This is a genomic window from Novosphingobium sp. KN65.2 (assembly GCF_001368935.1).
GTDB classification, from domain to species: Bacteria; Pseudomonadota; Alphaproteobacteria; order Sphingomonadales; family Sphingomonadaceae; genus Novosphingobium; species Novosphingobium mathurense.
In genome coordinates, this window is sequence record NZ_CCBH010000174.1 from 41506 (window position 1) to 61485 (window position 19980).

The 19980-nt window shown below is 64.2% G+C and carries 19 protein-coding genes and 1 tRNA gene; 17 read left to right on the top strand and 3 right to left on the bottom strand.

Translation table 11 applies throughout. The annotated features are described in order from the left end of the window. The first annotated feature begins 145 nt into the window (after positions 1-145). From SPHV1_RS17240 to SPHV1_RS17255, 4 genes are all read left to right on the top strand, one after another. Entirely contained in the window at positions 146-1582 is a 1437-nt protein-coding gene (locus SPHV1_RS17240) for a circularly permuted type 2 ATP-grasp protein (protein ID WP_054947265.1), read from the top strand. Then, positions 1582-2529 (top strand): alpha-E domain-containing protein, encoded by a 948-nt coding sequence (locus SPHV1_RS17245; protein ID WP_054947266.1) that lies wholly within the window; start codon positions 1582-1584, stop codon positions 2527-2529. The genes SPHV1_RS17240 and SPHV1_RS17245 overlap by 1 nt, the downstream gene beginning before the upstream one ends. 10 nt (positions 2530-2539) lie before the next feature. Then, positions 2540-3403 (top strand): transglutaminase family protein, encoded by an 864-nt coding sequence (locus tag SPHV1_RS17250; RefSeq protein ID WP_054947267.1) that lies wholly within the window; start codon positions 2540-2542, stop codon positions 3401-3403. Positions 3404-3467: 64 nt separating this feature from the next. Further along, positions 3468-4229 carry a proteasome-type protease gene (locus SPHV1_RS17255; RefSeq protein WP_054947268.1) on the top strand — a complete coding sequence of 254 codons (762 nt, stop codon included), beginning with the start codon at positions 3468-3470 and terminating at the stop codon, positions 4227-4229. Between the two features lie 57 nt (positions 4230-4286). Here the strand turns inward: SPHV1_RS17255 and SPHV1_RS17260 are convergent, their stop codons facing one another. Next, a complete protein-coding gene (locus SPHV1_RS17260; protein WP_054947322.1) occupies positions 4287-4946 on the bottom strand; it encodes an extensin family protein in 660 nt (219 codons plus the stop codon). A gap of 204 nt (positions 4947-5150) precedes the next feature. Between SPHV1_RS17260 and SPHV1_RS17265 the strand changes: the two genes are divergently transcribed. From SPHV1_RS17265 to SPHV1_RS17290, 6 genes are all read left to right on the top strand, one after another. Continuing rightward, positions 5151-6284, top strand: coding sequence for a phosphoserine transaminase (locus SPHV1_RS17265; RefSeq protein ID WP_054947269.1), 1134 nt, complete (start codon positions 5151-5153; stop codon positions 6282-6284). A gap of 113 nt (positions 6285-6397) precedes the next feature. Then, positions 6398-7984, top strand: a complete 1587-nt coding sequence (serA, locus tag SPHV1_RS17270; RefSeq protein WP_054947270.1) for a phosphoglycerate dehydrogenase — start codon at positions 6398-6400, stop codon at positions 7982-7984. A 163-nt stretch (positions 7985-8147) separates the two neighbouring features. Then, a complete protein-coding gene (locus SPHV1_RS17275; protein ID WP_054947271.1) occupies positions 8148-9275 on the top strand; it encodes an ATP phosphoribosyltransferase regulatory subunit in 1128 nt (375 codons plus the stop codon). Positions 9276-9642: 367 nt separating this feature from the next. After that, a complete protein-coding gene (locus SPHV1_RS17280) occupies positions 9643-10932 on the top strand; it encodes an adenylosuccinate synthase (protein ID WP_054947272.1) in 1290 nt (429 codons plus the stop codon). A gap of 5 nt (positions 10933-10937) precedes the next feature. Continuing rightward, positions 10938-11435 (top strand): murein L,D-transpeptidase family protein, encoded by a 498-nt coding sequence (locus SPHV1_RS17285; RefSeq protein ID WP_054947273.1) that lies wholly within the window; start codon positions 10938-10940, stop codon positions 11433-11435. Positions 11436-11555: 120 nt separating this feature from the next. After that, positions 11556-12557, top strand: a complete 1002-nt coding sequence (locus SPHV1_RS17290; RefSeq protein ID WP_054947274.1) for a sensor domain-containing diguanylate cyclase — start codon at positions 11556-11558, stop codon at positions 12555-12557. A gap of 52 nt (positions 12558-12609) precedes the next feature. Here SPHV1_RS17290 and SPHV1_RS17295 read toward each other — a convergent pair whose 3' ends face one another. Continuing rightward, a complete protein-coding gene (locus SPHV1_RS17295) occupies positions 12610-12789 on the bottom strand; it encodes a DUF1674 domain-containing protein (protein ID WP_176167932.1) in 180 nt (59 codons plus the stop codon). A 55-nt stretch (positions 12790-12844) separates the two neighbouring features. On the opposite strand from SPHV1_RS17295, the gene SPHV1_RS17300 reads away from it, so the two are divergent. Then, positions 12845-14077: an RsmB/NOP family class I SAM-dependent RNA methyltransferase gene (locus SPHV1_RS17300; RefSeq protein WP_054947276.1), complete on the top strand. Its 1233-nt coding sequence runs from the start codon at positions 12845-12847 to the stop codon at positions 14075-14077. A 510-nt stretch (positions 14078-14587) separates the two neighbouring features. Here SPHV1_RS17300 and msrA read toward each other — a convergent pair. Then, positions 14588-15115, bottom strand: coding sequence for a peptide-methionine (S)-S-oxide reductase MsrA (msrA, locus tag SPHV1_RS17305; protein WP_054947277.1), 528 nt, complete (start codon positions 15113-15115; stop codon positions 14588-14590). Between the two features lie 164 nt (positions 15116-15279). Between msrA and SPHV1_RS17310 the strand changes: the two genes are divergently transcribed. From SPHV1_RS17310 to SPHV1_RS17335, 6 genes are all read left to right on the top strand, one after another. Continuing rightward, entirely contained in the window at positions 15280-16143 is an 864-nt protein-coding gene (locus tag SPHV1_RS17310) for a class I SAM-dependent methyltransferase (RefSeq protein WP_054947278.1), read from the top strand. Between the two features lie 14 nt (positions 16144-16157). After that, positions 16158-17021, top strand: coding sequence for an N-carbamoylputrescine amidase (gene aguB, locus SPHV1_RS17315; protein ID WP_054947279.1), 864 nt, complete (start codon positions 16158-16160; stop codon positions 17019-17021). A 5-nt stretch (positions 17022-17026) separates the two neighbouring features. Then, positions 17027-17524: a 2-amino-4-hydroxy-6-hydroxymethyldihydropteridine diphosphokinase gene (gene folK / locus SPHV1_RS17320; protein ID WP_054947280.1), complete on the top strand. Its 498-nt coding sequence runs from the start codon at positions 17027-17029 to the stop codon at positions 17522-17524. 28 nt (positions 17525-17552) lie between these two features. After that, positions 17553-17628: transfer RNA gene (locus SPHV1_RS17325), tRNA-Lys, on the top strand. A gap of 238 nt (positions 17629-17866) precedes the next feature. Further along, a complete protein-coding gene (locus SPHV1_RS17330) occupies positions 17867-18844 on the top strand; it encodes a hypothetical protein (protein ID WP_054947281.1) in 978 nt (325 codons plus the stop codon). 175 nt (positions 18845-19019) lie between these two features. Then, positions 19020-19937 (top strand): NAD-dependent epimerase/dehydratase family protein, encoded by a 918-nt coding sequence (locus SPHV1_RS17335; RefSeq protein ID WP_054947282.1) that lies wholly within the window; start codon positions 19020-19022, stop codon positions 19935-19937. Positions 19938-19980 lie beyond the last annotated feature (43 nt).

A 19980-nucleotide genomic window follows, 5' to 3' on the forward strand; every position in this document is an offset into this window, starting at 1 on the left:
GGACCTCGGCTACCGTCAGTTAACGGCAGGCGGATCGGTCCGCTTCACGCTGGTTTCATTTGCAGAAAATTTATTTCGCAACTGCAGCGTAAACCCTTGGCAACTCCCCGTCCATGTTGCATCACATGGACAAACGGGAGTCACAATGTCGGCTGCTAAAAGTATCAAGTATGACGAGATGCTCGACGAGGATGGCTCGGTCCGTCCTGCCTACGCCGATTTCAGAAACTGGTATGACTCTCAGGACAAGGCCTGGCTAAAACGTCAGGACGCCGAGGCCGAAAGATTTTTTCGGCGCATCGGAATTACTTTCAACGTCTATGGTGACGATGCCGCGGAAGAGCGGCTGATCCCCTTCGACATGATCCCGCGGATCATCACTGCGCGTGAATGGCGCAAGCTGACGCGCGGGATCGAACAGCGGGTGAGGGCGCTCAATGCCTTCCTCCAGGACCTCTACCACCGGCAGGAAATCATCCGCTCCGGGCGACTGCCGATCCAGGCCCTGCGCAACAACGAGGCGTTCCTGACCCAGATGATCGGGTTCACGCCGCCGGGCGCGGTCTATACCCACATCGTCGGCATCGACCTCGTGCGCACCGGCCCCGATGACTTCATGGTGCTGGAGGACAACGCCCGCACCCCGTCCGGCGTCTCGTACATGCTCGAGAACCGCGAGACGATGATGGCGATGTTCCCCGAGCTGTTCACCAAGATCCCGGTGCGTCCGGTCTCGGACTATCCGCGGCGCCTCGCGCGCTCGCTGCGTGCCTGCGCCCCGCCGGCCTTCAAGGGCAGCAAGCGGCCGGTGGTCGCGGTGCTGACGCCGGGCATCTACAATTCGGCCTATTTCGAGCACGCATTCCTTGCCGACCAGATGGGCGCCGAACTCGTGGAGGGCAGCGACCTTCGCGTCGTCGACGGCCGCGTCGCGATGCGGACGACCTGCGGCTATCAGGCGGTCGACGTGATCTACCGCCGCGTCGACGACGATTTCCTCGATCCGCTCAGCTTCAACAAGAACTCGGTTCTCGGCGTTGCCGGTATCATGGACGTGTATCGCGCTGGCGGCATCACGATTGCCAATGCGCCGGGCACGGGCATTGCCGACGACAAGGCGATCTACAGCTACATGCCCGAGATCGTCGAGTTCTACACCGGCGAGAAGCCGATCCTGAACAACGTGCCGACCTGGCGCTGCAGCGAGCCGGACTCGCTCGCCTACGTGCTCGACAACCTGAAGGACCTCGTCGTCAAGGAAGTCCATGGCTCGGGCGGCTACGGCATGTTGATCGGGCCGACGTCCTCGAAGAAGGAACTGGCGGCCTTCGAAGAGAAGCTGCGCGCCCGGCCGGAAAACTACATCGCGCAGCCGACTCTCTCGCTGTCGACGGTCCCGATCTTCACGAAGGAAGGGCTCGCGCCCCGCCACGTCGACTTGCGACCCTTCGTGCTGGTGTCGCCCGACGGCATCGACATCACGCCGGGCGGACTGACCCGCGTGGCGCTCAAGAAAGGTTCCCTGGTGGTCAACTCGTCGCAGGGCGGGGGCACCAAGGACAGCTGGGTTCTGGACGAATAATGCTCGGTCGTGCTGCCTATGGCGTCTACTGGATGGCCCGCTACCTCGAGCGGGCGGAGAACACCGCGCGCCTGATCGACGTCGGCTTTCACCTTGCGCTGACCCGCGGGGACAAGGCTTCTCAGGACGAGGAGTGGAAGTCGGTCCTGACCACGACCGGCCAATTGGGAGCCTATGAGGCCGCGCACAAGGAAATGACCGGGCCGCAGGTCTTCAATTTCCTGCTTCGCGACAAGGAAAACCCCGCCAGCGTTCTCAGGATGGTCGAGGCGGCGCGGACCAATGCGCGGGTCGTGCGCACAAGCATCACCAACGAGGTCTGGGAAGCCACCAATGACGGCTGGATGACCTTGAGCGAGATCCTCTCGCGTCCGGTGCGCGAGAGCAACCTGGGCGAAGTGCTCACGGCCATTCGCGGGCAGGCGACCCTGGTGCGCGGCGCCATGGGTGGCTCGATGCTGCGCAACGACGTGTTCAACTTCGCGCGCATCGGCACTTTCATCGAGCGCGCGGACAACACTGCCCGCATCCTCGACGTGAAGTACTACGTCCTGCTGCCGTCGGTCGCCTGGGTCGGCTCCAGCCTCGACAATGCGCAGTGGGACACGCTGCTGCGCTCGGTCGCGGGCAGTCGGGCCTATTCCTGGCTCAATGCCGGTTCGATGGATCCGCGCGACATCGCCCGTTTCATGATCCTCGACGGGCAGTTTCCGCGCAGCCTGGTGTTCTGCTTCGAGAAGATCCGCAGCAACATGGCTGGTCTCGCCAAGCAGTACGGGCATGAGACCGGCGCCCACGAACTGCTGCGCAACGTGGGCGCGCGACTGCACCAGACGACGATCGAGGAGATCTTCGAAGTGGGACTGCATGAATTCCTTCAGGACTTCATCGGCAAGACCAACCTGATCGGCGACGCCATTGCCGCCGACTACCGCTTTATTGAATGAGGCTCGCCTAGTGCTCCTGACCGTAACGCACACGACCCGTTATGCATTCGCCGACAGTGTCACGCACGGTTTGCAGCGCCTGAGATTGAAACCCAAGTCCACCCACGGCCAGGAAGTCATCGCGTGGGACATGGACCTCACCGGTGCAAAGCGCGAAGCCGAGTACGACGACCAGCACCACAATCATACCGAACTGGTCTCGATCGAGCCGGGCGTGCCCGAGGTCGTCGTGACCTGCCGCGGTACGGTGCGCACGATCGACAACAGCGGTGTTACCGGGCAGCATACCGGGCACATGCCGCTCTGGTGCTTCCTGCGCCCGACGCCGCTGACGCGCGCGGGCAACAGGGTCCGCTCGCTTGTCGCGTCGATCGCGGTCGACCGTCACGATACGCTGAACTTCCTTCACGCCCTGTCGCACGCGATCGCGGAGCAGGTCGAATACCTTCCGGGCACGACCGATGTCACCACAACGGCGGAACAGTCGCTGACCGCGGGGCAGGGCGTATGCCAGGACCATGCCCACATCTTTATCAGCGCCGGGCGGCTGCTCGACATCCCGATGCGCTACGTCGGCGGTTACCTCCTGATGGACGAGAAGGTGGAGCAGGAGGCGGGCCATGGCTGGGCCGAAGCCTATGTCCAGGGGTTGGGCTGGGTGGGGTTCGACATCTCCAACGCGATCTGTCCCGATGAGCGATACATTCGCGTCGCCACCGGATGCGACTACAGCGAGGCGGCCCCGTTTACCGGAATCGCCGTTGGCGCTGGGGAAACCGAGCTGGATGTGCATTTGTCGGTCGGCCAGAAAATGCTAGGAGGACAGCAGCAGTCCCCGTCGAGCGGGCAACAGCAGCAGATGCAGGGTCGTTGAGGGACCGCAAAGGTCGCTGGTGCCGCTCGGGACCGCTGAAGTGTGTGCAGGGGCTTAGAATTCCATGACCTATTGCGTGGGCATGATGTTGGAACGTGGCCTCGTGCTGATGAGCGACACGCGGACCAATTCAGGCGTCGACAATATCTCGACCTTCCGCAAGATGTTCCACTGGGAAGTGCCCGGGGAGCGTATCATCGCAGTGCTGTCGGCGGGTAATCTGGCCACTACGCAGGCCGTCGTCAGCCAGCTTGAAGAGCGCAACAAGGCGCCTTCCGATCGTCACAACTCGCTGCTCCAAGCCGAATCGATGTTTCAGGTGGCAACGATCGTGGGCAATCTCCTGCAGGATACCATCGCCGCGCGCGCCGCCGACAACGGGCAGAGCGCGGCGGGAACCTTCAGTGCCTCGCTGATCGTCGCGGGCCAGATCAAGGGCATGGAGCCGCGTCTCTTCCTGATTTACCCGGAAGGCAATTTCATCGAAGCGAGCTTCGACACGCCCTTTTTCCAGATCGGCGAAACCAAGTACGGGCGCCCGATTCTCATTCGAGGCTACGATCCGAAGATGAGCTTCGAAAACGCGGTCAAACTGATGACCGTGTCATTCGATTCCACGCTCAAGGCCAACCTCTCGGTCGGCATGCCGCTCGACCTTCTGGTGATCGAACGCGACAGTTTCACGCCGCTGCACGAACGGCGGATCGAATGGGACGACCCCTATTTTCAGTCGGTCTCCACCGGATGGGGCGAAGCCTTGCGCCAGGCGCTGGATGCCTTGCCGGACTATCGCATGGACACAGACCTGCAGACCGCCGCTGAGTGATCGCAGGCGGTTTTCAGCTTCCCGGAGCTTTTACGAGACTGAGTGCGTAGCGGCTGCCTAACGGCAGAAACTCGCGCCGTCTGCTTCCAGGTGGAAGTGATTGCGATGCGCCGAATTGTAGTCCGGGCCGAGCACCGTGCCGAATCGCTTGCACGCGCTCTGGTGGACCACGCGCAGGAACCGGCGTTCCGCATCGGTCCCGCCGTCCCAGTCGTCCAGCACGCTGATCCGCCTGCCGTCTTCCAGCACGAAGGCGGACACGTCGATGGCATTGGCGGTGGCATGGCCGGAGCGGCGGTTGGTGCCCGCGACATTGCGGCAACTGTAACTGCCGTAAGTCTCGATTCGCATGACCCGGCTGCCGAGGATCTGCTCCGCTGCGCGGTCGACGCCGAATCGGGCCCAGCCGGCAAAGTCCGTCGCCACCGAACAGGTGACGGGGCCGAGATTCGATAATTCCAGCGATGCCGTGTCGCTTCTCAGGCCGGAGAGTCTGACCGTCCCGATATTCGAGCAGCCCTCGCCGAAATACTGGTCGGGCAGGGGGGTGAACGAGGCGCGTTGCGCACCCAGTTCGGACAGGCATTGGCGGAACGCCGGGCGCGGGCTGAGAGTGCCGGAAGCGGGGCGCGAGGCCGTCTTTTGCGTCGCCTGGGGAATGTCCATGCAGGCGGCAAGCGGGGCCAGCAGCGGCAGGATGAGCAGGAGTCTGCGCATGAACAAAGTCTCGCAGGGATTGGTTAACAGAATATTGCCGAAAGCATCAGGGTTTGGCCTTTGCGACGAAACGAGCGCGCGCTTCACCATCTGGGAGCGGTGTTTTCCACTGCAATGCGATTGACAATTTCAGGTGGGAGACTAGAGGCGGCTCCGGGCCACGCGGTCCCAACGCCGCGCGAGCTCTCTGCAAGGAGAGTCTTTATGACTGATATTACGGTACCGACGCGCAAGCCTGCGCGTCCGCATTTCTCTTCCGGTCCCTGCGCGAAGCCGCCGGGATACTCCCCCGAAAAACTCAGCGTCGAATCGCTTGGCCGCTCACACCGCGCCAAGATCGGCAAGTCGCGCCTTCAGTACTGCATCGACCTGATGCGCGAAGTGCTGCAGCTGCCAGAGACGCATCGCATCGGTATCGTCCCCGGTTCGGACACCGGCGCATTCGAAATGGCCATGTGGACCATGCTCGGCGCGCGCGGCGTGACGACGCTGGCTTGGGAAAGCTTCGGTGAGGGTTGGGTCACCGATGCTGTCAAGCAGCTCAAGCTGGATCCGACCGTGATCCGCGCCGACTACGGCCAGCTGCCGGATCTTTCGCAGGTGGATTGGAGCAACGACGTGCTCTTCACCTGGAACGGCACCACTTCGGGCGTTCGCGTTCCGAATGCCGACTGGATCCCGGCGGACCGTGAGGGCCTGTCCTTCGCCGACTCGACTTCCGCCGTTTTCGCCTACGACATCGACTGGTCGAAGATCGACGTCGCGACCTTCTCCTGGCAGAAGGTTCTGGGCGGCGAAGGCGGCCACGGCGTCCTGATCCTCGGCCCGCGTGCCGTCGAGCGCCTTGAAAGCTACACCCCGTCCTGGCCGCTGCCGAAGGTCTTCCGCCTCACCAAGGGCGGCAAGCTGACCGAAGGCGTGTTCAAGGGCGAGACGATCAACACCCCCTCGATGCTTGCCGTCGAGGACGCGATCTTCGCTCTCGAATGGGCCAAGTCGCTGGGTGGCCTCGAAGGTCTCAAGGCCCGTTCCGACGCCAATGCCGCTGCGCTCGACAAGATCGTCGCGGAGCGTGACTGGCTCGGTCATCTCGCTGCCGATCCGGCCAGCCGGTCGAAGACCTCGGTCTGCCTGACGGTCGAAGGCGCCGACACCGACTTCATCAAGAAGTTCGCTGCGGTCCTCGAAAAGGAAGGCGCTGCCTTCGACGTCGCCGGTTACCGCGACGCGCCGGCAGGCCTGCGCATCTGGTGCGGGGCCACGGTCGACACCCAGGACATCGAGGATCTCGGTCCCTGGCTCGACTACGCCTACGCCACCGTCAAGGCCGCTGCCTGAGTTTTAACCGTCATCCCAGCGAAAGCTGGGATCGCGGGCCGCATAGCACGACGTATCGCTGAACCGGCCCGCGATCCTGACTTTCGTCAGGATGACGAATTGAGAGATTCGTCATGACCACCAAGCCCAAAGTCCTCATTTCCGACAAGATGGACCCCAATGCCGCGCGCATCTTCGAGATCCGCGGTTGCGAAGTCGACGTGATCACCGGCGAGACGCCGGAACAGCTCATCGCCCGCATCGGTGACTACGATGGCCTTGCCATCCGTTCGTCGACCAAGGTGACCAAGGAAATCCTTGCCGCCGCCAAGAACCTCAAGGTCATCGGCCGCGCCGGCATCGGCGTCGACAACGTCGACATCCCGGCCGCTTCGGCCCAGGGCGTCGTCGTGATGAACACGCCGTTCGGCAACTCGATCACCACTGCCGAACACGCCATCGCCCTGATGTTCGCGCTGGCCCGCCAGCTTCCCGAAGCCAACGCCCAGACGCAAGCGGGCCTGTGGCCGAAGAACGGCTTCATGGGCGTTGAAGTTACCGGCAAGACCCTCGGCCTCATCGGCGCGGGCAACATCGGTTCGATCGTCGCCAGCCGTGCGCTGGGCCTGAAGATGAAGGTCGCCGCCTTCGACCCGTTCCTTACGCCTGAGCGCGCCGTGGAAATGGGCGTCGAGAAGGTCGACCTCGACACGCTGCTCGATCGTGCCGACTTCATCACGCTGCACACGCCGCTGACCGACCAGACCCGCAACATCCTGAGCCGCGAAAACCTCGCCAAGACCAAGAAGGGCGTGCGCATCATCAACTGCGCGCGTGGCGGCCTGGTCGACGAAGAAGCGCTCAAGGACCTGCTGGATTCCGGCCATATCGCCGGTGCCGCCCTCGACGTGTTCGTCACCGAACCGGCCAAGGAATCGCCGCTGTTCGGCACCCCGAACTTCATCTGCACCCCGCACCTGGGCGCCTCGACCAACGAAGCGCAGGTCAACGTGGCCCTGCAGGTGGCCGAGCAGATGGCCGACTACCTCGTCAACGGCGGCGTTACCAACGCGCTGAACATGCCGTCGCTCTCGGCCGAGGAAGCGCCGAAGCTCAAGCCCTACATGGCGCTTGCCGAACAGCTGGGCAGCCTTGTCGGCCAGCTCACGCACGACTCGGTTCCGCGGATCTCGATCCACACCGAGGGTGCTGCTGCCGAACTCAACATGAAGCCGATCGTGGCCGCCGTGCTCGCCGGTTTCCTGCGCGTCCAGTCGGACTCGGTGAACATGGTCAACGCCCCCTACCTCGCCAAGGAGCGCGGTCTGGAAGTGCGTGAGGTCAAGACCGAGCGCGAAGGTGACTACCACACCCTGATCCGCGTTTCGGTGAAGACCGAAGCGGGCGAGCGTTCGGTGGCCGGCACGCTGTTCAACAACGTCGAGCCGCGTCTGGTCGAACTGTTCGGCATCAAGGTCGAGGCCGAATTGGCCGGGCACATGATGTACATCGTCAATCAGGACGCACCGGGCTTCATCGGCCGCATCGGTTCGCTGCTGGGCGAGAACGAGATCAACATCGGCACCTTCAACCTCGGTCGCCGTGAAGCCGGTGGCGAAGCCGTGCTGTTGCTCTCGGTCGACAGCGCAGTGCCGGAAGGCGTGCTCAAGCAGGCCTGCGAAGTGCCGGGCGTGCGCATGGTCAAGGCGCTTTCGTTCTGATCTGGGCCTGACAGCTCCCAACGGAAGGGGCCGGTGCCATGCACTGGCCCTTTCTTTTTTGCGGCGGCGAAGCAGGCGAAAAGCCCTGGCGAGTGCAGCTTTGCGCCTTGCGGGCCAAACGCATTCGACAATCCGCTCCCTTGCCGTTAAGGGCCCACCCATCATGCAGGATACCGATCGCGATCTTCTGCCCGAGGGGCTTGGTGACAGGTTGCCGCAGCAGGCGGCCGTTTCGCAGCGCGTGCGTCGCACGGCGCTGGATGCCATGGCGAGCCATGGCTACGAGCGGGTCGAAACGCCGACCATCGAATTCGAGAAGTCGATGGCGAGCCGCATGGCCGGCGTCCAGGTGCGCCGGATGTTCCGTTTCGTCGATCCGGTGTCGCTGCGCACGCTGGCGCTGCGTTCCGACATCACCATGCAGGTTGGCCGCATTGCCGCGACCGGCCTTGCCGCGGCGGCGCGCCCCTTGCGCCTGTGCTATGCGGGGCAGGTCGTCACCATCAAGGGCGACGGGCTCGACCCGGCGCGCGAACGGCTCCAGCTCGGTGCAGAACTGATCGGCAGCGATTCCGTGGCCGCAGCCGCCGAGATCGTCGAAATCGCCATCGAGGCGCTGCGTGCCGCAGGTGCCAGCGGGATCTCGGTCGACTTCACGCTGCCTGACGTCGTCGATGCCCTTTCGGCCGAAGCGCTGCCTCTTGCCGCCAGCCAGATCGAGGCCGTGCGCCAGATGCTCGACGCCAAGGACGCGGGCGGTCTGGTCGATGCCGGGGGCGAAGCTTATCTGCCGCTGCTCTATGCCGTGGGTCCGTTCGAAACCGCGATCGAGCGGCTTGCTGCATTCGATAACGCGGGCGTCCTCGCCGGTCGTATCGCGGGGCTGCGCGAAATCGCCGCTCGGGTTGACGGGAAAGCGCGCCTGACGCTCGATCCTTCCGAACGTCATGGTTTCGAATACCAGTCCTGGTTCGGCTTCACGATCTACGCCGAAGGCGTGTCGGGCAGTCTGGGCCGGGGCGGTACCTACCGCATCCTGGGCCAGCTCGACGGACAGGAGGGTGAACCGGCTGCCGGTTTCTCGCTCTATCCCGATCCCCTGATCGAAGTTCTGGCGAGCGAGCCGCAGGAAACGAAGAAGCTTTTCCTCCCGCTCGGCCACGATGTCCGCGTTGCCGAGCAGCAGCGCGCGATCGGCTGGACGACGGTGGCAGCTCTTGACGAAAACGACGATCCGGTGGCGCTGGGCTGTTCGCACCGCCTGGAAAACGGCGAGGCTGTTGCTCTCTGACCTCACGGCAAGGGGGCGGCGCGAATCGGTCCGCCGCTATCGGCAGGCCGGGATTTGCGGGGTCGTGGTTTCGTGGCTTGCGACAGGCGCGCCTTCTCGGCTGAGAGGGGCGCCGTTTTCGGACCTGTCCGGTAATCCCTTTGCGAGCGCGGGCATCGATCCAAGATCGGCGTTTCACACGACTTTTCCGGCAGTGCCCTGGCGCAAGATTCTTCGCGAAGTCCTGTGTGGCCTGCAAGATCGCAAGGCTCAGGCCGCGGCACGCGGCAATCGCCTTGGCACAAATTGTCACCTGCACCTTGCCCTTGGAGGCCACAGGGCCTAGGGCGCGCGGCGGACTTCAAACAGTAATGAAAGCGTGCAGGCGTTGGCCAACGTAACCGTGATTGGCGCCCAGTGGGGCGATGAGGGCAAGGGCAAGATCGTCGATTGGCTGGCGAGCCGGGCGGATGCCGTGGTTCGTTTCCAGGGCGGCCACAATGCGGGCCATACGCTCGTTGTGGGCGAGCAGGTGTACAAGCTCTCGCTGCTGCCTTCGGGCATCGTGACCGGTACGTTGTCGATCATCGGCAACGGCGTGGTTCTCGATCCCTGGCACCTCAAGTCGGAAGTCGAGAAGCTTCGCGGCCAGGGCGTCGAGATCAATCCGGAGAACTTCGCGATCGCGGACAACTGTCCGCTGATCCTGCCGCTCCACCGTGACCTCGACGGCCTGCGTGAGAACGCGGCGGGCGCCGGCAAGATCGGCACCACCGGTCGCGGCATCGGTCCGGCCTATGAAGACAAGGTCGGCCGCCGCGCGATCCGCGTGTGCGACCTTGCGCACCTCGATTCGCTCGAGCCGCAGCTTGACCGTCTTTGTGCCCACCACGACGCCCTGCGCGCCGGTTTCGGACAGGACCCGGTCGACCGCGAAGCGCTGCTGAACGAATTGCGCGAGATCGCGCCTTTCGTGCTGCAGTTCGCCCAGCCGGTCTGGAAGCGTCTCAACAAGGTTCGCAAGGCGGGCGCCCGTATCCTCTTCGAAGGTGCGCAGGGCGTGCTGCTCGACGTCGACCACGGCACCTATCCCTTCGTCACCAGCTCGAACACGGTTTCGGGCACCGCTGCGAGCGGTTCGGGCCTGGGTCCTTCGGCGACCGGCTTCGTGCTCGGCATCGTCAAGGCCTACACCACCCGTGTCGGCTCGGGTCCGTTCCCGACCGAGCTGGACGACGAGACCGGCCAGCGCCTTGGCGAACGCGGTCATGAATTCGGCACCGTCACCGGGCGCAAGCGCCGCTGCGGCTGGTTCGACGCCGTTCTCACCCGCCAGTCCTGCGCGATTTCGGGCGTCACCGGCATCGCCCTGACCAAGCTCGACGTGCTCGACGGCTTCGAGAAGGTGAAGATCTGCACCGGCTATCGCCTGAACGGCAAGGTCCTCGACTACTTCCCGAGCCATGCCGCCGACCAGGCCAATGTCGAGCCGATCTATGAGGAAATGGACGGTTGGCAGGGCACCACTGCCGGCGCCCGTTCCTGGGCCGATCTGCCCGCGCAGGCGATCAAGTATATCCAGCGCGTGCAGGAACTGATCGAAACCCCGGTCGCGCTGGTTTCGACCAGCCCCGAGCGCGAGGACACGATCCTCGTGCGCGATCCCTTCGAGGATTGATCGCGATGCGGCGGAGCGTGCCAAGGTTCGCTCCGCTGCTCCTGCTGCTTGCCGCGGGCGCCTCGGCGCAGGACGGGCAGGCACTCCCGGAAATTGACTTCGTTCGCGTCGACAAGTCCGACCGCACGATCCAGCTCTTTTCCGAAGGCAGGCTGGTGCGCGTGATAGAGCGTATCCAGATGGGCGATCCGGTCGGCCCCAAGCGCTTCGAGGGCGACCGGCGGACGCCCGAAGGGCTCTACGAGATCGACTGGGCCAACCCCGAGAGCGCCTACTACCTCTCGCTGCACATTTCCTATCCGAGTGAGGAAGACCGCGTCTTTGCCGCGGCTCGCGGTCGTTCGGCGGGTGGCATGATCATGATCCACGGCCAGCCGAACGGGCTGGCGCAGGGACGGATGCCGGGCGACTGGACCGATGGCTGCATCGCGGTTTCCAACGATGAGATCGAATACCTCTGGCAGACCGTGCCCGATGGGACGCGGATCGAGATCCAGGCCTGATGCGGGCCCTTGATTGCGGCATCAAGACCTTTGTAGAAATCCTGAGTCGTGACGGAACGCGCCGCAAGATCGGGGTGAGGCCGCCCCCGGAGTAATGTCCCCAATGCGGATTTCCAATCGATGACTACGAGCCTGACGCAACCTGCACCTGCCGATGACGAACAAGGCCGTCTTGCGGCCCTGCGGCAGCTGGAAATCCTCGATACCGAGCCGGAGGAGCCGTTCGAGAACGTGGTATCGCTGGTGCGCACCGTTCTGGGCGTGCCGATCGCGACGGTTACGCTGGTCGATGAGGACAGGCAGTGGTTCAAGGCGCGCCGAGGACTGGATGTTAGCGAAACCCCGCGCGACGTTTCGTTCTGCACCCATGCCATTCGGCAAAGCGAGCCGTTCCTCGTCAGCGATGCGCAGGTCCATCCGCTCTTCGCCGAGAACCCGCTCGTGCTGGGGGAACCCGGGATCCGCAGCTATGCAGGCATTCCACTACAGACCGCGGAGGGTTTCAACGTCGGCACCCTGTGCGCCATCGATGTCCAGCCGCGTGAGTTCACCGAGGCGGAAGTGGCGCTCCTGTCCAATTTCGCCCGCATCGTCGTCAACGAATTCGAACTGCGCCGCATCGCCCAGCGCGATCAGTTGACCGGTGCGCTCACCCGGCGTGGTTTCCTTGAAATGGCACGCCATGAGATCGGACGTTTCAGGCGCTATGGCAGGCCAAGCTGCCTGCTGCTGGTCGACATCGACTTCTTCAAGCAGGTGAACGACACGTATGGCCACCCGGCCGGAGATGCCGCGCTCAAGGCGCTGGCGGAAACGGTGACGCTCGCCAAGCGTCCGGTCGATCTGCTGGGCCGCCTTGGTGGCGAGGAATTTGCGGTGCTGCTGCCCGAAACCGAGGCTCCCGATGCCTTCTGGGCGGCGGAACGGTTTCGCCAGGCTATCGAGGATCGGGTGATCGAGCTTGCCGACGGCCGCACCATTGCCGTTACTGCAAGCTTCGGTATCGCGCCGCTTACCGATACGGTGACTTCCGTGGAAGACTGGCTGTCACGCGCGGACGAGCCGCTTTACGCGGCCAAGCATGCCGGCAGGAACCGCTGCGTCGTGGGCGGCAGTTCCTGAACCCGTTTCGTCAACGCGGGACTTGCTTCGAGCAGCCTGGCGCAGGCTTCTCTCAGAAGTCGACAGCGATACCCTTGTGCACCCAGTCGCCATAGCGCGTGGGAGAGAGTTCGCCGTCGGGATCGAGCGAGTCTTCCTCTGCCTTGGCGTCTTTGGGCTGCGGCGCGGGATCGTTGGTCCAGTGTGCGGGCTTCCGGAAGCCTTCGGGACGTTTGGTGGCGCGTTCGGTCATTGTCCCCATGTGGTGCCACTGGCGGGAAAACGCAATCCGCTATAGGGGCAGCGGCATGGACATTCCCGGCCTTCCGGCGCGCCGTGCCGCGCTCAACCTCATCGATGCCGTTCTGCGGCGCGGCGAAACCCTGGATCAGGCCGCAGGTGCGGCCCTGTCGCGCGTGCGCGGCGATGCCGACCGGGCGCTGACCCGCGCGATTGCCGGCGAGGTGCTGCGCTGGAAGGCGGACCTCGACGCACTGATCGACAGCGCCACGCACCAGCGCCTGCCCGACGATGCCAAGCCGCGCGCGGTCCTCGAACTCATGCTCGCGCAGGTCCTGCGCCTCGAAACGCCGCCGCATGCGGTGATCGCGACGGGTCTGCCCTTGCTGACCGGCGGGCCGAGGCGGCTGGCGCATGGCGTATTCTCAACGCTGATGAAGCGGGAGGTCTCGCTGCTGGAGGTGCCGACGCTGCCCGATGCGGTTCGCGCACGCTGGGGCAAGCGGGCAGCGGACATCGCTCAGGGCCTTGCCGAGCCGCCGCCGCTCGACCTTGCCTTGCGCGAACCGGAAAAGACGCAGGAGTGGGCGGAAAGGCTGGGCGGTACTTCGCTGATGCCGGGGCACGTCCGCCTGCCGCGCGGCGCAGCGGTGGAGAGCCTCGAGGGCTTCCGCGAGGGCGCATGGTGGGTGCAGGATCTTGCAGCCAGCCTGCCCGCGCGGCTGCTGGGAGCGGGCGAGGGGCGGCGCGTGCTTGACCTTTGCGCCGCGCCCGGGGGCAAGACCCTGCAACTGGCCGCTGCCGGCTGGGAGGTCACAGCGCTCGACATCTCCAAGCGTCGCCTCGAACGGCTGAAGGACAACCTCGAGCGTACCCGTCTGCGCGCCGATGTGGTCCAGTCCGATGCCTTCAAGTGGGAGCCCGGCGCGCCATTCGATGCGATCCTGCTCGATGCGCCGTGCACCGCGACCGGTACCAGCCGTCGCCATCCCGACGTTCTCCACCGCATCGGTGCGCGCCAGATTGCGGAGATGGCCGAGTTGCAGTCGGGCCTGCTGGCGCGCGCGGTCGATTGGCTCAATCCGGGCGGATCGCTGGTCTATGCCGTCTGTTCGCTCGAAGCCGGGGAGGGGGAAGCCCAGGCCGCGCAAGTGGCGCTGACTCCGCAACCCATAGCGCAGGACGAATTGCCCGCGGGTCTATCGCCCACCGAAGAGGGATGGCTACGGACCGATCCGGCGATGCTGGCCGAGGCGGGCGGGCTTGACGGCTTTTTCGTGGCACGCTGGCGCAAGACCTGAAAGTCGCTGTAGCCGGCAACCTTGCGTCGCTTTCGTGGCGCAAGGCCTGCGGTCAATATCACGACGAGCATGTGTCCGAGCTGTCCGATGTGAGCGAGTTCATCGCGGCGTGAATTCGCGATCCCCGTTATTGCCTTGCTTGAGATTTCCCGGTCCGTGTCGTAATTTCGGCTCCTGACGGGGCTGGTTTCGTTGAGGGCGCGACCGATCGCCGGTCTGCGGTGCTTCGCATCGATCTGCCGTTTCCGCTCCCAGCGAAGGCCCTCCGTACATGAACGATGCCAGCGAAAGCGTTCCCTTGCTGAGGCGATTTCACGAAGGCTGCGGGAGGTAGGGGAGCAGGTCTGTTGCGATCCTGCAGCGTTGCAGTGGTATTACCGGGGCGGCGCCTGCCCCTGATCCTTCAGCTCGACGACCAGCGGCCGGCATGGCGTGGCGGAGCGATTGGAGGCGGCGCAAGCCCCTGCCGTCGACTTTGCGGCGACAGGGGCTTGCACGACTTGGATCGGGTCAGGCCTTGACCTTGGCCTGAAAGCTCTTGCGCAGCTTCATAAGTTTCGGCGGGATTACGGCCAGGCAGTAGGGATTGCGCTGGCCTTCGCCTTCCCAGTATTCCTGGTGGTAGTCCTCGGCGGGATACCAGGTGGCCGGGCCTTCGATGGTGGTCACGACCTTGCCGCCATTCTCCTCGTTCGAGCGCGCGATGGCGGCTTCGGCCCCGGACCTTTGCGCATCGTCCAGCGGAAAGATCGCCGAGCGGTACTGCGTGCCGACATCGTTACCCTGCCGGTTCAGCTGCGTCGGGTCGTGCGTGCCCATGAACACGTCGAGAATTTCGGCATAGGAGATTGTCTCGGGGTCGTAGGTCACCTTGATCGCCTCGGCATGTCCGGTAGTGCCGGAGCAGACCTGCTTGTAGCTCGGATTCCCGACGGAGCCGCCGATATAGCCGCTTTCGACCTCGCTGACGCCGACGACGTCGCGGAACACCGCTTCCGTGCACCAGAAGCATCCGCCTGCCACGATTGCCGTTTCCATGGTTTGTCCTGTCCTTGTCGTTCGGGGGGCATTCAAGGTCACGAACATAGGAAGCTGTCCTGCCCTTGTCATCGGGAGGCGCTATTCTCGCCTTCCGGTCCGGGTTGCCTTTGTCCCGTTCTTGTCTACTTTTCCGACACTTCGTCTTCGCTGGGAGAATCGTGATGCGTCGAACACTGGTCGCCCTTTCCTCGTTTCTGGGCCTGTTGGCCGCACCGCTCTCCGCCGCCACGGTCGAAGCCGGTACCGAGGCGCGATCCGAGGCCGATTTCTGCAAGGGCTGCGAAGCGCTCGTCGAATTGGCCCTGGCTCATCCCTCACGCAAGGACGACCACGGTCGCGATGCTTATCGCCACCCGGCGGAGACCCTGTCGTTCTTCCGCATTCGGCCGGACATGAAGGTCGGCGAATACGAACCGGGCAGCGGTTGGTATACGCGGGTGCTTGCGCCCTATCTGGCGAATGAAGGGCATCTGACCGGGCTGTTCTTCAATCCGAAGCAACTGCCGTTCGAAGCGGACGACATCAATGCCACCGCCGCCGGTTTCGCCGATCAGGTTGCGACATGGACGGGGCTTCCGGCCCGGAGTTTCTCGGGCATGACTCTCGAAACCGTGCCGGACGACCAGAAGGGAACCTTCGATCGGATCCTGGTCGTGCGCATGATGCACAACATGATGCGCTGGAACGTCGCCGACGGCGAGATCAAGGCGATGCGTGCGCTGCTCAAGGACGACGGCCTGCTCGGCATCGTCCAGCACCGGGCCAGGGCGGACGCGCCTTATGCGGTCAGCGACGGCAATCGCGGCTACTTGCGCGAGGCGGATGTGATCAAGTTCATGGAAGTGAACGGCTTCGAGCTGGTCGGCAAGTCCGAGGTCAACGCCAATCCGAAGGACACCGCGGACTGGGAGGAGGGCGTGTGGACCCTGCCGCCGTCCTATGCGCTGAAGGATAAGGACAAGGCGAAATACGCAGCGATCGGCGAAAGTGACAGGATGACGCTTCTGTTCCGCAAGCGGCCCTGATAAAGGGCCGGCCCATGGCCGAAATCACTGTCGCAGCACTGCAACTCGCCCTTGGCTCCGCCGACGAGGCGCAGAACATCGCCGCCGTTTCCGCTCTCGTCGAAGAGGCAGCGGGCAAGGGCGCCCGGATCATCCTCCCGCCCGAGCTGTTTTCGGGCCCCTATTTCTGCAAGGTCGAGGAAGAAGAACTCTTCGCGCTGGCGCGCCCCACGCAAGAGCATCCTTCGGTCATCGCGATGAAGGCGCTCGCCCGCAAGCTCAAGGTGGCGATCCCGACCAGCTTCTTCGAGCGGGACGGACACCACTATTACAACACGCTGGCCATGATCGATGCCGAGGGCGAGATCATGGGCACCTATCGCAAGAGCCACATTCCCGACGGCCCCGGTTATGAAGAGAAGTATTACTTCCGGCCGGGTAACGACGGGTTCAAGGTGTGGGACCTGTTCGGCACGCGTATCGGCGTGGGTATATGTTGGGACCAGTGGTACCCGGAATGCGCCCGCGTGATGGCACTGATGGGAGCGGAACTGCTGTTCTATCCCACTGCCATCGGGTCCGAACCCTATGACGCCACGCTCGACACCAGCCGCATGTGGCGCCGGGCCATGCTTGGCCATTCGGTTTCGAACTGCATGCCGGTGATCGCTGCCAATCGCATCGGCATCGAAGCCGAAGCGGGCAGCGAGCAGACCTTCTACGGTCACTCCTTCATTACCGATGAATGGGGCGATTTCGTTGCCGAGTTCGGCAAGGAGGAAAGCGGCGTCCTTGTCGCTACGCTGGACCTTGCGCGCGCGGCCACGCACCGCGCCGGCATGGGCTTCTTCCGCGATCGCCGCCCGCAGCTTTACACCCGCATCGCGCAGGACGTCTGACCGTCTTGGCGAAGCACCGCTACCTGATCGCGCTGGGATCGAACATGCGGCACCGCAAGTATGGCGATCCGCACAGGGTGCTCAGGGCTGCGCTGGCCGCGCTCGACAAGGGCAAGTTCGAAGTCGAGGCCGTTTCTCCGCTTATCGACTCTGCGCCGCTGGGACCTTCGCGTCGGCGCTATGCCAATGGCGTTGCCATCGTCAGCACGCATCGCGATCCGGACGAGGTGCTGCACAAGCTGGCCAAGATGGAGCGCAAGTTCGGCCGAAAGTCGGGTGGACGGCCCTGGGGCGCGCGGGTGCTGGACCTCGATATCGTCCTGTGGGACGGCGGTCCATGGACCAGCGACAGGCTTGTCATCCCGCACCCGGCCTTTCGTCAGAGGGATTTCGTGCTGGGGCCCGCACTCACGATAGCGGGTGGATGGCGCGATCCGTTGACCGGCTTGTCGGTAAAACAGTTGCATGCGCGCTTGACCAAGCCTCGCCCTGTCCCTAGTTGACCCTTCCGCAGCCGCGAAACGGCATCGTGGGCCCGTAGCTCAGTAGGTAGAGCAGCTGACTTTTAATCAGCGGGTCACAGGTTCGAATCCTGTCGGGCTCACCACTTCTGCAGCGGCAGCGGCAATCCTCACAAAATCGTGTCTCTCGGCCCGGGCGCTGTCGCAGCCTTGCGATGTAATCTACTGTTCTAAATCGCCAAATAAAAACCACGTTGTCAGCCTTAACCAAAGTAGCTGGTCGTGGCGCAACATGGTAACTTGTGGCCACAATTCTCGAGGGGATTCCAGGGGCGTCGACTTGGTCTGGCCGGTCTGGTGGCCGGATTGTCAGTGGGGGGCTGCGTGGCGATCATCGAGTTTGCATGGAACGAGTTGAAGCCGGGTGTGCTTGCGGATGCCTTCACGCAGGGCGCGGTCGCGGCGATGATCGCGCCGGACGATACCTTCCGCGACTTGTGGGACAGGCTGATGGCCGATCAGCGCGAGAAGCTTCCGTGGGAAGTTACGCTGGCCGAAATAGCGCACAATCACCACGGCAGCGGAGAGATCACCGACAGTTTGGGCGACGTGATCTATTTTCGTCCCAGCCTGCACGGCCACATCGCGCGCAAGTTCGAGATTACGCAAGGATCCGGCCAGTTCGCGATGCGACCGGGCGGCTTCGTACAGGACGGCATCCTCGTGACGCCGTCGGTCGAACTGCTGGCCGATTGCTGGGCTCTGGTGGCCCGGATCATGGCCGCCATGACGCCCGATGACATGGCACCGCCATTCTGGCGGGTCTCTGTTCAACGGCTCAAGTACCAGTGCAGCGTGGCCGCGCTGGATGGCCTGACGGCGCTGGTGGGCAACTCGCTGGGGCGTTGGGGGCAACTCGGCTTCGCGATCGATACCGCCCGGGCGCGTGCCATGGGGCCGTTTTCGGCCAAGGGGCTGTGCGATGTCTTCGGGCTGATGAGCCTGCTTCCACTCGCTTCGTGGCCAGCGAAATGGGCCAATGCCCGCTTTGCCGATCGCAGCCGGGTCAACCGCCTCGAAGCCGGTGAGCACCTGATCGAGAAGCCCCACTACGATACGCGCTACTTCAGCGCGATCAGTGGCTCTCGCGATACGATCTGCACGCAGGTTTTCGTTGATGGAGGCTGGGTCAATCTCCCTATCGCAAGGGACAGTCTGGCGATCATTCCGGGCAAGCTGGCGCGGCGGGAGCTGGGCCTTCCTGCGACGATGCACCGGGTGATCCATCGCGAGCCCACGGACCCGCCGTTCTGGCAGAATGCACGGGATTTCAACACGACACTGCTGTTCGGGGCCAAATAGACTCAGCGCATTGGGGGGGCATGCGCCTCAGCCTTCAGGAACCGAAAGCCTTGTGGCGGACTGGAAGCGTCCATGGCATGCAGCATCGCGTGCCGCATGTCGGGATGGCGCCACCGGCTTCGTGGCCCCGCGCTCGGCGGCCCATCCACCGAGCCGAACGGACAGGAGAATGGAAATGAAAGTGGTGGTGACAGGCGCAGGCGGTTTCGTCGGCCGGCAGCTTGTCTCTCGTCTGCTGGAGCGCGGCGATACGGTCGTTGCCTTGGACGCGCAGGCCGGCGGCATAGCGCGCGGAGTCCGGGCCGTGGCAGGCGATCTTGGCGTCAGGGCCGTTCGCGATGCGGCCCTGGCTGGCGGCTGCGATGCGCTTGTTCATCTCGCGACCGTTCCGGGCGGTGCGGCAGAGGCCGATCCCGCGGCATCGCGGCGGATCAATGTCGATGCCATGTACGACCTGCTGCTGGAAGCGAGCGCGCTGCGCCCGGGTTTGCGCGTCGTCTATGCCAGTTCCATCGCTGTTTTCGGCGATCCCCTGCCCGCGCATGTCGACGACGGGACGCCGCTTTCGCCCAAGATGATCTACGGCGGGCACAAGGCGATGATGGAGGACGCGGTGGCGATGATGTCCAACCGTGGCCTGATCGACGGCGTAACCGTGCGCCTGCCCGGTATCCTTGCGCGGCCCAAGGGGCCATCGGGCATGAAGTCGGCCTTCATGAGCAACCTGTTCCATGCCCTCAAGGCAGGAGAGGCATTTACCTGCCCGGTGTCTGCATCGGGCATGATCTGGGCGCAATCGGTGGCGCGCTGCGCCGAAAACTTCGTTCATGCGCTGTCGCTCGATACTGCACTGCTGCCGCCCACGCGGGCGGTGACCCTGCCGGCACAGCGGATCTCCATGCGCGACCTGGCTGCGGAGGTCGCGCGCCAGTGCGGCGTATCCGAAGATCTGGTGACGTATGGCGCCGATGCGGAACTGGAAGCCGCCTTCGCCGCGCAGCCGCCTCTCGCCACGCCCGCGGCCGAGAAGGCCGGGTTTACCCACGACGGCGATATCGCGTCGCTGGTCCGCAGTGCGCTCGCCACGCTCTGAGCGGCAGCAGGAATCAGAATGGCCGGAGCGCGCTGCGCACTCC